General features: G+C 43.0%; 11 protein-coding genes. 2 read left to right on the plus strand and 9 right to left on the minus strand.

Going from position 1 to position 14270, the window contains the following annotated elements:
- Positions 1–124 precede the first annotated feature (124 nt).
- From ACFPRA_RS11400 to ACFPRA_RS11415, 4 genes are read right to left on the minus strand one after another with little or no spacing between them, the layout of a single operon-like run.
- On the minus strand, positions 125–1306 hold the full coding sequence (locus ACFPRA_RS11400; RefSeq protein ID WP_381434260.1) for an NAD(P)/FAD-dependent oxidoreductase: 1182 nt from the start codon (positions 1304–1306) through the stop codon (positions 125–127).
- 25 nt (positions 1307–1331) lie between these two features.
- The gene (locus ACFPRA_RS11405; protein ID WP_381434877.1) at positions 1332–2522 is read right to left on the minus strand and encodes an NAD(P)/FAD-dependent oxidoreductase; all 1191 of its coding nucleotides are present in this window, start codon (positions 2520–2522) and stop codon (positions 1332–1334) included.
- Positions 2515–2910 carry a (2Fe-2S)-binding protein gene (locus ACFPRA_RS11410; protein ID WP_381434880.1) on the minus strand — a complete coding sequence of 132 codons (396 nt, stop codon included), beginning with the start codon at positions 2908–2910 and terminating at the stop codon, positions 2515–2517. Before ACFPRA_RS11410 ends, ACFPRA_RS11405 begins: the two co-directional genes overlap by 8 nt.
- Entirely contained in the window at positions 2910–3176 is a 267-nt protein-coding gene (locus tag ACFPRA_RS11415) for a (2Fe-2S)-binding protein (protein WP_381434263.1), read from the minus strand. The genes ACFPRA_RS11410 and ACFPRA_RS11415 overlap by 1 nt, the downstream gene beginning before the upstream one ends.
- 240 nt (positions 3177–3416) lie before the next feature.
- Here ACFPRA_RS11415 and ACFPRA_RS11420 point away from each other — a divergent pair, with 240 nt between their 5' ends.
- Positions 3417–5069, plus strand: a complete 1653-nt coding sequence (locus ACFPRA_RS11420) for a PucR family transcriptional regulator (RefSeq protein ID WP_381434267.1) — start codon at positions 3417–3419, stop codon at positions 5067–5069.
- A 391-nt stretch (positions 5070–5460) separates the two neighbouring features.
- Here ACFPRA_RS11420 and ACFPRA_RS11425 read toward each other — a convergent pair whose 3' ends face one another.
- Positions 5461–6819 carry an aspartate aminotransferase family protein gene (locus ACFPRA_RS11425; RefSeq protein ID WP_381434270.1) on the minus strand — a complete coding sequence of 453 codons (1359 nt, stop codon included), beginning with the start codon at positions 6817–6819 and terminating at the stop codon, positions 5461–5463.
- A 29-nt stretch (positions 6820–6848) separates the two neighbouring features.
- Complete coding sequence (locus ACFPRA_RS11430; protein WP_381434272.1) at positions 6849–8312, minus strand: CoA-acylating methylmalonate-semialdehyde dehydrogenase; 1464 nt, start codon at positions 8310–8312, stop codon at positions 6849–6851.
- Positions 8313–8462: 150 nt separating this feature from the next.
- Between ACFPRA_RS11430 and ACFPRA_RS11435 the strand changes: the two genes are divergently transcribed.
- The gene (locus ACFPRA_RS11435) at positions 8463–10118 is read left to right on the plus strand and encodes a PucR family transcriptional regulator (RefSeq protein ID WP_381434275.1); all 1656 of its coding nucleotides are present in this window, start codon (positions 8463–8465) and stop codon (positions 10116–10118) included.
- Between the two features lie 81 nt (positions 10119–10199).
- Here the strand turns inward: ACFPRA_RS11435 and ACFPRA_RS11440 are convergent, their stop codons facing one another.
- The 3 genes from ACFPRA_RS11440 to ACFPRA_RS11450 form a co-directional block, all read right to left on the minus strand.
- On the minus strand, positions 10200–11705 hold the full coding sequence (locus ACFPRA_RS11440; protein ID WP_381434277.1) for an alanine/glycine:cation symporter family protein: 1506 nt from the start codon (positions 11703–11705) through the stop codon (positions 10200–10202).
- Positions 11706–11928: 223 nt separating this feature from the next.
- On the minus strand, positions 11929–12678 hold the full coding sequence (locus ACFPRA_RS11445; protein WP_381434280.1) for an SDR family NAD(P)-dependent oxidoreductase: 750 nt from the start codon (positions 12676–12678) through the stop codon (positions 11929–11931).
- Positions 12679–12713: 35 nt separating this feature from the next.
- The gene (locus ACFPRA_RS11450; RefSeq protein ID WP_381434283.1) at positions 12714–14237 is read right to left on the minus strand and encodes an alanine/glycine:cation symporter family protein; all 1524 of its coding nucleotides are present in this window, start codon (positions 14235–14237) and stop codon (positions 12714–12716) included.
- Positions 14238–14270: the final 33 nt, after the last annotated feature.

Consider the following 14270-nt stretch of genomic DNA (forward strand, 5'->3'; position numbering starts at 1 on the left):
ACCGTAAACGTCGAGCGCTTTCACGCTTTTGTCTACAGTCTAAACCCTTACTTATGTGAAGCTTCGTTTGCAATGCCTCTCTTACTTAGTCACAATTGGAACCCTCTTTTAATTTAAAGTCGTTTTATTGTGTAACAGGCACTTTCGCAAAACGCTCAAATTGTAATGGAGTCGATGGAATAATCGTATCGGATACACCGCGAATCAATTCGTCAATTAACTTCCCAGTAACCGTCGCCAAACTGATGCCATCACCTTCATGTCCGGCTGCGATGAAAAACCCAGGAATTTCATCGACTTCTGAAACAATCGGCAAATGATCGGCTGTCCATGGTCTGAAACCCGTATACGCGCGAATCATCGTGAAATCATTCAATTTCGGGTAGAATCGCATCGCTCTTCTCGCCATCGTTTCCACGACATTGATATCGATCCTCCCATCATACCCGACGAATTGGCGGCTACTTCCTAGTAAGAAATTCTGGCTTTCCGTCGGCTCCAGTACTAGCGCTACACCGTGTTGTTCCGTTCTTTTATCGACAATACGCTCCCGGCCAAACTTATTCATCAAATAACCGAACTCCATGACGTTGCGCATCATAACCGGCTTTTGTCGGGCACCGACCATAATATGGCCTTTTCTCGGGATGATCGGGATATCGAGATCGAGCATTTTACCAATGAAAGGTGCCCAAACGCCAGCCGCATTGACCACTTTCTTGGCGGTAAAGGTTCCGTTCGTCGTTTCAATGGTAAACGCTTCTTTTTTCGTAATATTCGTCACTTCGGCATGGGTCTGCAATTTCAGACCGTATTGCTTGGCCTTTTCAATGAGCGAATAACAAAATAGGTAGGGATTGATGAGTGAATCCGTTTCACATTCCAGCCCACCTGGAATATCGTCTGCAAAATAAGGGGATTCTTGTCGCAGGTCTTCCCGATCGAGTAAGTTGAATTTCAAGCCCGCCGCAGTTTGGATGTCCACCCATTCTTTTGCTGCTTGCATTTCCGTATCATTCTCACAGACGAGCAAACTGCCGAGCGCCCGGTATTCGAATGGTAAATCCAGTTCGTTACTCAACTCTATCGTCAATTCCTGACTTTTCCAGGACATTAAACTATCAAATCCAGGGTCTTTATCCACAATGGTCACGTTGCCGTCACAGCGTGAAGAAGTACCGCTTGCAATATCATTTTTCTCAATGAGTACACAGTCAATTCCCGATTTGGCAACATAATAAGCGATGGCACAACCGACAATTCCCCCACCAATAATCGCGACTTCCGCATGATTTTTCGTTGACATTCAACATCCTCCTTATTCCAAAGGTTTATTGTGCATTTTCATACTCTAGGAACGATCTATGAATCCTCTCCCGTCCTTCAACAATAGAAGGATGAAATTGGATGGATGCCGAATCACGGACTGATTTTACATCTCTCATCGCTTGTTGTATTTTGGCGTGGTTTTTCGCAATCGAGTATCCCGCAAGCGTCCCTTGTGCACGAGCGACTTTTGCACTTTCGATACCTGTAATATTGCCAGCCACATATAAGCCTTTCAGTGGTGTTTCCATTTGTTCATTATGAATTGGGACATGACCGCCCAACTCTTCGACGTATTGGAATGGACAACCGATGACAGCCGCCAGCTCTGCAAGCGGATAAAGCCCTCCCGCTATACAGACAAAATCGACATCGATTGTTTTTTCGCTGCCAGCAATCACTTCTCCGTCCGCAGTAATATCACACATCGTAACGGATTCTACCTTTTCTGTACCGTTTATTTGAACGATAGCTTTTCGAATATGGATCGGCATTCCCCACATTTTCACGCCGCCTTTGGGATACAACTTCACAGCGATATCGCGTACCCACTCGGATTTGGCAAACTTACTTCCAAACCGCAGGAAAGCAGAAGGTGCCAAATGTGCAATCCGTACCAATCCATCCATTACAGTTCTTGGATCGGCATGTTTTTTCGTGACGGTGTTCGCAATTGGTAGCGCCATACTATGCAGTTCAATTCCGGCAATTTGAAGTTCACGGGCAATCGCTGCAGACAAAACGTTGACACCAACGACAATCCCTTTCTTTCCAACGCGAACGCGGTGGACGTTTGTCATCACTTGCGCTGCACCGATAGACATCACACCGGGAAGTGTCCAGCCCGGAATCGGGACTGCTGTTTCCGCAGCGCCTGTTGCGATCAATAGATTGGTCGTGTCGAGAACGCCTATATTCGTATGGACGGCATAGCCGTGTTCTACTTTTTCAATATGGTGGGCAGAAACGCCACACTTAATTTCTGTGTTAAGTTTTTCTGCCGTATCTATTAATACTTGTGTTTCTTTTATGCCATTCCACCATTCCCCATTCGGTTCTTGGTGAAGTTGTCCTAGCAATCGTCCACCTGGTTTCGAAAATTCATCGATGACGATAACATTTAAATTTGATTCACGACATGCAATGGCCGCCGACAAACCAGCGGGGCCTGCACCGATTATGACGACATCATACATGTGGCTCACCGACCTTTTCTCCCTTGGTCCGCTGTTCAAATTCGGCATATGTACGCGGCCATTCCTCTGGTGTAGAGTCAAATGGAGTGGCCTGTAATTTGCCACTCTCGACGATCATATTTTTTTCGATTGGTGTCATACATGCCCGAACCCCTTGTGCTTGATTGACCGTTACACGGCATTCAAAGCAATGGCCAATATTACAGTAAATGGCTCGTGGGGCGCCGGTTTCTTCATGCACGCGCAGTTGTCTAATGCCATTTGCAAGCAGTGCCGATGCGATTGTATCGCCTTCAAAACCTTTATAAGTAACACCATCAAAAGTAAAATTGACTAGCTTTTGGTTCGTTAATTTCCCAAGAACTGGATGATCTACTATACGGTTTATCATTTTACTTCCCCTCCCAAAACGGACAATGATACAGGTCTGACGGGTGGTTGGACTTTCATCGGTATATCGTGCCCTGCTTTTTCTCCCGTAGCTGCTTCTAATACCGCATCTACAGCTGGTCTACATGTCCGCCCGCCACAGTACCCCATACCCGCACGTGTTCGTAATTTCACTTCACGGGCAGAGCAGTTATAGGTGGCTGCAGTATGTTGAATGTCATGTAAAGAAACTTCTTCACATCTACAGATGATTGTTTTATCCATAGTCAAGTCTCCTTTTTCTTTGTGTCTATTTTACCCATTGTCCAACGGCAAGGATCATGGGCGTTTTCTTTTCTGCCGCTGTGATTGTCGTATGGATTCCCCTATTCAATTTCCCTTGCTAGTTAACGCGATTTTCGTTAGACTTCATACTATACTTTACTAATTTTTTTGACTATTGTAATTGGACAAATTGTAAAATCATACACTTATTTTTTTTACGTTTTGGAGGGCAACTATTAAATGAATGAATTGAGATTGACTGTTGGCGATGTTCTTTCCCGTAATCCGTTCAAATCTGCAAAAGTTGTGGCGGGAGAGGGTGGGTTGGATCGGCAAGTGAAATGGACACATGTACTGGAAGTTAATGAATTTGAGTCTTTGATCGATGGAGGGGAAATGATTCTTACGACAGGTGGAGGCCTACAACCCGATCTACCCAATCAACTAAAATATGTAGAGAAACTGATAGAAAAAAATGTTGCATGTATTTGTATAGAATTAGGATATTATTTCAAAGAAATGCCGCCTGAACTCCTCACACTGGCAAACGAGCATGATTTCCCAATCATCATATTTGAGAATCCAGTGAAATTTGTTGATATTACGCAAGACCTTCATACATTTATCATTAATCAACATCATCAAATGCTTTCACAGTTAGATACGCTTTCAAGGAAATTTAATGCTTTGTCCCTTACACCAAATGGTATTTTGAAAATTTTACAGGAATTACACCAGTTTTTTCAGAAAAGCATTCTATTTATGACCGATGATAGAAGGGCTTATTATTACCCGCCTGAAAGCAAAGAGATGGAATACACCATTCGGAATTATTTTGAAACCCTTCCTTCAAGCGATGTGGAACAGACTATTTTTACACTTGACAAGCAACTATTCGCCCTTATGCCTGTTAAAGGACTGGGACAAACCTGGGGGTATCTCTGCCTACAAGTGGGTCAGCCGATATCAGACGAATTCACCTTTCTTATTTTGGATCGTGCCGCGCTTGCGATTGCACAAATTTTATTACGTAATCGCACGATTGAAGAAAGGAAACAACATAATGAAGAGGAATTTGTCCGAAACTTATTAAACGGCAGAGATTTCGAACAAGACGATTTACAAAGTTATTTGCCCATAGCAAGTCGAAATATGCATTTTAGAATCTTTATCATACAAACCAATGCAGAAGAAACAAACCACAGCGAGGATGACTGGGAAGAAATTAAACTACAAAGGTCGATAATGATCCGATCCCTTTTTAAAAGAACAGGTTTTTTTCCCGCAGTGTCTTCCACCAAAAATGAGATTGCTATCATCGCTTCGTTCATCGTCGCTGATCATCTAAGAAATGAGACTACTCGTTTTTCACAAGTAATCCGACACATTAGTGAAATGAAGGATAATAGCTTCATCACCGGGGACAAGTGCACGTTTGGAATAAGTATGGTCTATAAGGAGTTTTCAGATGTAAAAAGGGGTTATGAAGAAGCTAGGAAAGTTCTTGCTCTCCATGAATCAAGGATAACGGAAACAAACTTCTATGAAGAACTAGGAATTTACAGACTCCTTCTTCTCTTAAAAAATAGCGATTATCTTGAAACCTACGTCCTAGATTACTTATCTGCAGTACTTGACTACGATCAAAAGACGGATAGTGCGCTTTTGGAAACACTTCGCGTCTATCTGGCATGCAACGGCTCTAAAAAGGACACTGCCGATTCTCTGTTTATCGTTAGGCAAACATTGTACCATCGACTTGAAAAGTTAGAAGCGCTCCTAGGTGCTGATTTTATGGAACCACCGAATCGCCTTGCGCTTGAAGTTGCGATCATGGTCCATCAACTGTTAAAGGACAACAAGAGCAGAGCTGACAACCTGCTCCACAATTGACCTAATTTGCAAATTTAAGAAACGTGAAGAACAGCTGAAATGGCTTAACCTTAAAGAAATAGTTGTGACAATCACCCCTAACAATAAAAAGGCTTCCTCATTAGAATTCTGACGAGAAAGCCTTTTTTAACGTGTATAAACGACTTTTCCAATACGCTGTCTCCCCTTGACTACCAGCCCCTCCAAGTAACCTACACTAATTTTTATCTTTCCCTTAGAATTCACCGACAAGCAGTTATACGTGGTTGCCGTATGTTGAATGTCATGCCACATTTACAGATAATAATTTGATTCATCATCAGATATCCATCTCATCACCCGGGATATTGGCGATGAGATGGGTATTCGAAATGTTTCTCAACTAGTTAAAATCATTGCTGATTGGAGCTATCTATTCATTTTCCTTAAATACTTTCTTAATGACCGCTACGATGAAATCAAAATCTTCATCTGTACAAGATAGTGGCGGGCTAAGCGCTAGGATATTGTTATATCCAGCAACCGTATCACCGTTTCTTCCAATGATGAGTCCATTGGCCTTACATTCCCCGATAATCTTCGCAACACGCGCATTGGAGGCAGGCTCTCTCGTTTCTTTGTCTTCTACAAGTTCAATGCCAAGAAGGAATCCAAGCCCGCGAATATCCCCGACAAACGGATGATCCTTTAATTCTGCCAACTCATTTAGAAGACGCTCGCCAAGCTCAACCGATCGTTCGAAGAGATTTTCCCTCTCCATAATTTCAAGATTCTTCAACGCAACGGCACAAGCCGCTGGATTCCCACCGAAAGTATTGACGTGACGAAAGTGGCTATTTTCTTCACCCGTATCGAATTTTTCATAGATATCTTTTCGGATAGCCGTTACCGACAACGGCAAGTATGAGCTCGTTAGTCCTTTCGCCATCGTGATGATATCCGGCTTCACTTTGAAATGCTGATGACCAAACGCTTTTCCAGTCCGTCCGAAACCGCAGATCACTTCATCTACGATGAGCAGGACATCGTGGCGGTTACAGATTTCCTGAACCTTTTCAAGATAAATCGGATGCGGAATTAAGATACCGCCACCTGTAATAACCGGTTCCATAATAATTCCAGCAATCGTTTCTTTCTGTTCCCAAATGATTTTTTCTTCGAATTCTTGTGCACGCTGAATATTGTATTCTTCAACCGATTGTCCTGCCGGTCTTCGGTAATTGTCCGGTGGTGCAACGTGTAAGAACCCCGGTGCAAGCGGCTCGTATTTATATTTGCGTAATGCTTGACCAGTCGCCGCCAATGCGCCCATCGAACTACCATGATAGGCACGATAACGGGAGATGAATTTGTAGCGTGACGGCTCCCCGTTTTGCTGATGGTATTGGCGTGCTAGCTTAAATGCTACTTCATTGGCATCAGATCCGCTATTCGAGTAAAAAATTTTATACTCTTCCCCAAGTAGTTCATTTAACTTTTCGGCCAATTCGATTGCAGGTTCATGACTTTGTGTCATCGGAACGTAAGGCAGCTTTTTCAGCTGTTCGAATGCGGCTTGCGCCAGTTCCTTGCGCCCATATCCCACATTCACGGACCAAAGTCCTGACATACCGTCTAGATAACGATTGCCCTGATGATCCGTAATCCAAGCCCCTTCTGCGCTTTCCCAAACCATTGGTGGATTCTTTTCGTTATAGGCGGAAATATGATGCCACACATTTTCACGGTCTTTTTCAACTAGTGATTTCGTCGTTTCTTTTGCTGTCGTCATTTTCCCCACTCCCTTTTCCCTTTTTTCACTTAATGGCGTGCTGTCAACATTTTCTTACGTGTGTAAAATTCGATTCCATCCCGGCCATTTGCATGTAAATCACCATAGAATGATTTTTTATAGCCCGAGAACGGGAAGAATGCCATCGGAGCCGGTACACCAAGATTCACGCCGAGCATCCCTGCATCAATCTCTTCTCTAAATTGTCGGATCGCTTTTGCGCTATCTGTGAATAAACAAGCCCCATTCGCAAACTCGGATTGGTTCGCGACCTCGATTGCTTCATCCAATGTATCCACTCGAACAATGGATAGCACAGGTGCAAAAATTTCTTCCTTCCAAATTTTCATCTCTTGCGTTACTTCATCGAAAATGGTCGGTCCAACAAAATAACCGCCTTCAGAAGTAGATTTGTCTTTTCGTCCATCACGGATTAATTTAGCACCTTCCGTTACACCCGATTCAATGTAGCTTAGGGTCTTGTCTTTATGCGAATCCCGGATAACAGGTCCAAGGAAGATCCCTTCTTCCAGTCCATTACCGATCGTCAGCTTATTCGACTCATCGACTAAACGTTCAACAAGTTCATCCGCCACTTCACCAACCGCCACGACAACCGCACAAGCCATACATCTTTCCCCTGCCGATCCGAAAGCAGCGTTAATAATATTTGTAACCGTCAAATCCAAATCCGCGTCTGGCATAACGATGGTATGGTTTTTCGCTCCGGCAAGTGCTTGCACTCTTTTCCCATTTGCTGTTCCTGTCTTGTATACATACTCCGCAACTGGTTGGGAACCGACGAATGACACCGCTGGAATATCCGGGTGGCTCAAGATGCCGTTCACGATATCGTGCGCGCCATGAACGACATTGAATACGCCTTCCGGAAGACCCGCTTCTTGTAGCAATTCCGCAAGACGGTTTGCGAGAAGTGGCGTGCGCTCTGACGGTTTCAAAATAAATGTATTGCCACTCGCAATCGCTAACGGGAACATCCAGCACGGCACCATCATCGGGAAGTTGAACGGTGTAATTCCTCCCACTACACCTAATGGATAACGATACATACCGGACTCAATATTGGTCGCAATATCCGGAAGCTGAGTACCCATCATCAGAGTTGGTGCTCCCGCCGCAAACTCCACACACTCAATTCCGCGTTGCACTTCGCCATACGCTTCACTGTAATTTTTACCGTTCTCAACCGTAATGAGTTTCGCAAGCTCAACCCAATTTTCAATCAAGAGCTGCTGATATTTGAATAGAATCCGAGAACGTTGAGGAACAGCCACTTTCTTCCACTTGGCAAATGCTTTTTTGGCTGCTGCCACCGCGATGTCCAAATCCTCTTGGGTGGAAATCGGAACTTCCGCCAGAATTTCCCCCGTAGCCGGATTCGGCACTTCTTCGTATTTATCTGTCGTCGATTTTACCCATTGTCCATTGATGAAGTTTGCGAGCGTTTTCTTTTCTACTACTGTGATTGTCATATATACTCCTCCTTTTCATTTCCCCTTGCTAGTTAATGCGATTTTCGTTAGACTTCACCATATACTTTACTAATTTTTTAGACTATTGTAACTAGACACACTGTAAATTCACACACTTATTATTTTTACGTTATGGAGGGCTTCTGTTAAATGAATGAATTGAAATTGACTGTTGGTAATATTCTTTCCCGCGATTCATTTACATCTGCAAAAGTTGTGGCGGGCGAGGGCGGATTGGATCGGCAGGTGAAATGGACACATGTACTAGAAGTTAATGAATTTGAGTCACTGGTCGATGGTGGAGAAATGATTCTGACAACAGGTGGGGGCCTGCAATCCGATCTGCCCACCCAGTTGGAACATGTGAAGAAACTAGTCGAAAAAGCCGTCGCATGTCTTTGCATTGAGTTAGGAACTCATTTCACAGAAATTCCGGCGGACATCATCAGTCTCGCAAACGAACATGATTTCCCAATCATTGTATTTGAAAATACCGTGAAATTTGTTGAAATCACACAGGATCTTCATACATTTATCATCAATCAACACCATCAAATGCTTTCACAACTCGATATGCTATCAAGGAAATTCAATGCTTTGTCCTTGACGCCTAATGGAATTTTGAAAATTTTACAGGAATTACACCAGTTTTTCCAAAAAAGCATTCTATTTATGACAGATGATAGAAAAGCTTATTATTATCCGCCTGAAAGCAAAGAGATGGAATACACCATTCGGAATTATATTGAAACCCTTCCTTCCGGCGATGTGGAGCAGACAATTTTCTCACTGGAAGGTCAAGCATTCGCCCTTATGTCTGTTAAAGGACTCGGACAAACCTGGGGTTATCTCTGCCTACAAGTGGGTCAGCCAATATCAGACGAATTCACCTTTCTTATTTTGGATCGTGCCTCGCTTGCGATTGCCCAAATTTTATTGCGCAATCGTACAATTGAAGAAAGGAAACAACATAATGAAGATGAATTTGTTCGAAACTTATTAAACGGTAGGGATTTCGAACAAGACGATTTACAAAGTTATTTGCCCACCATGAGTCGAAATATGTATTTCAGGATTTTTACCATTCAAACCAATGAACAAGAAATAAACCTTAGCGAAGATGATTGGGAAGAAATTAAACTACAGAGGTCGGCAATGATCCGATCCGTCTTTAAAAGAGCAGGTTTTTTTCCCGCTGTATCATCGACCAAAAATGAGATTACTGTCATTGCTCCCTTCATCGCCGTTGATCAGCTAATAAATGAGACTACTCGTTTTTCACAAGTAATCCAACACATTGCTGAAATGAAGGATAATAGCTTCATTGCCGGGGAAAAGTGTACGTTCGGAATAAGTATGGTTTATAAGGAGCTTGCAGATGTAAAAAGAGGTTATGAAGAAGCCAAGAAAATTCTTGCCCTCCATGAATCGAGGTTAGCGGAGACAAACTTCTATGAAGAGCTAGGAATTTATAGACTCCTTCTTCTTCTAAAAAACAGCAACCATCTTGAAGCCTACGTCCGAGATTACTTATCTGCTATTCTTGACTACGATCAAAAGATGGGCAGTACGCTTTTTGAAACACTTCAAGTCTATCTGGCATGCAGCGGCTCTAAAAAAGAAACGGCCGATCGCCTATTTATTGTCAGACAAACATTATACCAGCGACTTGAAAAGCTGGAATCACTTTTAGGGGAAAAATTTATGGCACCATCCAATCGCCTTGCACTCGAAGTTGCAATCATGGCCCATCGGCTATTGACGGACAACAAGAGTAAGGCTGACGATCGTTCATTGTTGTTGTGACGCTAGAAAGCACCTCCTTTGATACATGATCAAGAGGTGCTATGTGTTCAATATGCTTTCTTTGAATGAAGGGCTTCTATGTTAAATACCAACTTTACTCGGGCGGAAGACAGGGTCAAGCTCTGTTTCGGCAGTGCCTTCTTTCGCTTCAAGCTCTTCCCAGAAATCAGCATTTTTAATCCCGACTTTACTCGGATGGAAAACAGGATTGAGCCCTGCTTTTTTCTGTTCATCGTAATCTTTAAGCGCTTTTAGAGCAATTTTAGATAAGGTGAAAATAGTGATCACATTAATCCATCCGAGAAGACCAACACCTACATCCGTAATCCCCCAGATCAATGGAGCCGAGTTAACTGCACCGAAAATCACCATTCCGAGAAGACCAAAACGTGCGAGGTGATTAACAACGTTACCTGAACTTCTGAGGTTCAGCGTTTCTCTGACAAACGCGATGTTGGTATCCATTTTATAGAAATAAGTAATTAAAGTTGTAAAGCAGAATAAGAATAATGAGGCTGCCATGAAGTATTGACCGAAAGTCTGCGAAACTAAAGTTCCCATTGCCAATTGCGTATATAATTCTGGACCAGTACCTGATAAGTTGCTAACAATTGCATCCCTACCGCTAGGAACAACATTATACATCCCTGTAATTAAAATCATAAAAGCAGTGGCAGTACAAATTAAGAAAGTGTCAATATAAATTGAAAGTGCTTGTACCAAACCTTGTTTTGCAGGATGTGATACACTTGTCGCACCGGACTCGAAAGTTTCAGTACCAAGACCTGCAGCACTTGCAAACACTCCGCGCTGTACGCCCATAGCAATTGCAGTCCCTAATAACCCGGCGAATGTAGCATTCAGATTTAAAGCACTTGTAACAATCAATGTAAACATAGCCGGGATTTCAGAAGCATTGAAAGCTAATAACGCGATACAGATCCCCACATAGCCAAGCGCCATGAATGGAACCAAGTATTCCGAAACAGTCGCAATACGCTTAACGCCACCGTAAATAATAACAGCGATTAACGACGCCAATAAAATCCCTGTGACCAAAGGTGGAATATGAAAAGAATCTTGTACGGTTAGCGCGATTGTATTCGCTTGTACAGTCGGCCACAAAATACCGATGACTACTGTCAAAACAATTGCCGAACTAACAGCGAACCATTTTAAATTTAATCCCTTGTAAATATAGAACGGCGTTCCACCACGATACTCACCCTCTAATTTACTTTTATAAATTTGAGTTAATGTGATCTCGATAAAAGAAGTGGCACTTCCAAAAAATCCTGTAATCCACATCCAAAAGACTGCTCCTGGTCCTCCTAAACTGATAGCAACAGCTACCCCAACAATATTACCGGTTCCGATACGACTGCCCAAAGACATCGCTAATGCTTGAAAGGAAGAAATACCTGCATTATCATTATTCTTTTCAAATAGTAAAGTAATCATGTCTTTCAAACGCCTAACTTGTACAAATCTAGTTATGACGGTAAAGTATAGTCCGACAGCTAAGAATAGGAATACTAGGGCCTTACTCCAAATATACCCATTCAAGAAATTCACTATTTCTAACATAAAAAACCATCCCCTCCTCGGCATCGTTACTATCAGGTAATTCAGGATGCAGGATTCATTATCCACATCTCGAATTGTAGACGAGTCCATCTTTTCCACAGGATACATAAAAAGGAAGTGGATTGTCGCGATACCCCAGTTCCTTTTTACATATTTGAGCCAATTCCTGAATCGCACTACTCCCCTCTTCTAATATCCTTAAAATTCAGTATGTTGGGGAGATTTACTTTACCGAATAACCACCATCTACGAAGATTTGCGTTCCAGTTATAAATGACGATTCATCGGATGCTAAAAATAGTGCAGCTCCTATTAAATCATCCGGTTGTCCGATGCGTTTTAACATTGTCAGTTCCGCTTCTCTCGCGACGACTCCTTCAGCCTGTAAACGGGATCCTGTCAATTTAGTTTGAATGGTTCCTGGAGCGATGGCATTCACTCGAACGTTTTGCTCGCCTAAATCCAATGCCATATGGCGTGTCATCGCAGCGACAGCTCCTTTGGAGGCACCATACTGTACCGCATTTCCTTCTGCCAAAACGGAGGTCGTGGAAGACATATGAATAATGCTACCACCACCCTGTTCAACCATAATCCGAGCAGCTTCTTGACTGCAAAAGAAAACACCCTTTGCATTCACGTCCATTACACGATCATAATCTGCTTCCGACAACTCAAGAAATGGTTTTCTGATCGTAATTCCAGCGTTAGCCACCATAACATCTATTTTCGAAAACGCTTTCAAAGTTTCACGGATTAACTCTTCGACAGAACTCTGATTTGCAACATCCACTTCTACCGCAATCCAAGCATCTTTACCGTATTCTGATTGGATCGCTTCCTGCTCTGCCGCGCTGACATTAATGTCAGCAAACACCACTTTCGCTCCTGCTGCAAGAAATCCTTTAGCAATGGCAGCTCCATTTCCTGAGCCTGCGCCTGTTACGATAGCAACTTTATCCCTTAATCTCATAATCCGCCTCTTTTCTTTCGTTTTTCCAGTCAACTTCATTTCACAAGTGGCTGTACTTTACCGCTAGCAGACCGGTCAAGTTTGCTTTTCTCAGGTGCAATTCCTTTCTCTAACCTACCCGTTTTAAACTCATTTTCCCAGAAGTCTGCGTTCTTTATCCCAAGCTTTACTGGATCGAATACTGGATCTTTTCCAGCCTTTCTCTGTTCTCGATAATCTTTTAATACTTTCAACGCCGGTTTTCTCAAAAGCAGGATGGCAATGATATTCAAATAAGCCATACTCCCTAGCCCAATATCTCCAAGCGTCCAAGCGGTACTTGCAGAAACAACACTACCTGTCAGTGCAAAAATGAGAACACCAAATTTCAAGAGAAACCCTAACCAAGCCCTATTGCCTTTTTGATTGCGATTAATAAAAGCCAAGCTCGTTTCGGATTTATAATAATAGGCAATCATCGTTGTAAAGCAGAAGAAAAATAAAGCAAGCGCGATAAAAATATGGCCGAATCCCGTAAATACAGAATCCACCGCTAGTTGGACATTCATAGCGCCGGCTTCTACCCCAGGAATATTGGTTGCAAGTGCTTTTGAGCCAGATGGTTGTACATTATACAGTCCCGTGATCAAGATCATAAAAGCTGTTGCCGAACAAATGACCCATGTATCGATATAGACGGCTAAGGCCTGCACGAGTCCTTGCTTCGCAGGATGTGTCACTTCTGCCGCGGAACCCTCGAAAGTCTCTCCACCTGAACCGGCAGCATTTGAGAAAAATCCACGCTGAACGCCCCATGCAATGGCAGATCCGACGATCCCTCCGAATGTCGCTTCAACACCAAAGGCGCTTGAAAAAATCAACGTAAAAACGGCTGGTATGGCCGTTGCATTTACACTAAGGATAATCACAGTAACAACCAAGTACCCAATGGCCATGATGGGTACAACCCATTCCGCAACCTTTGCAATTCGCTTGACTCCTCCAAATACAATCATTGCCAAGAGGACTACCATTACCAGGCCTGTAATAATCGGGCTTATGCCAAATGCACTCGCCATTGATCCAGCAACTGTATTCGACTGGATATTCATAAGCAAGAAACCGTTTGCAACAATGGTTAACACCGCATATGCAAAAGCAAACTTCTTTAATCCGAGCCCCTTTTCAATATAATAAGAAGGGCCACCGCGATATTCTCCATCAATTTTGCTTTTATAGACTTGACCTAATGTAATTTCGATAAAGGAAGTTGCAGCACCTAAGAATGCCATTACCCACATCCAAAAAACGGCACCGGGGCCCCCTAACGCAATCGCAGTCGCCACACCTGCAATATTGCCTGTTCCAACCCGACTTCCCAGTGACATTGAAATAGCTTGGAAGGAAGAGACACCACTTTCGGAACTCTTCCTTTGGAACATCAGCCTGATCATGTCTTTAAAATGCCTCACTTGAACAAACCTTGTTGTAATCGTAAAAAACAATCCGACTGCTAAAAAACAATAAATAAAATATTGGTTCCACACCATTCCACTCAGCCAATTGATAAAATCAGTCATAAGCGTCCCCCTTCGGACAATTGGGAATAATCT

Origin of the sequence: Sporosarcina soli (assembly GCF_042655805.1) — a bacterium.
Classification (GTDB): Bacteria; Bacillota; Bacilli; order Bacillales_A; family Planococcaceae; genus Sporosarcina; species Sporosarcina soli.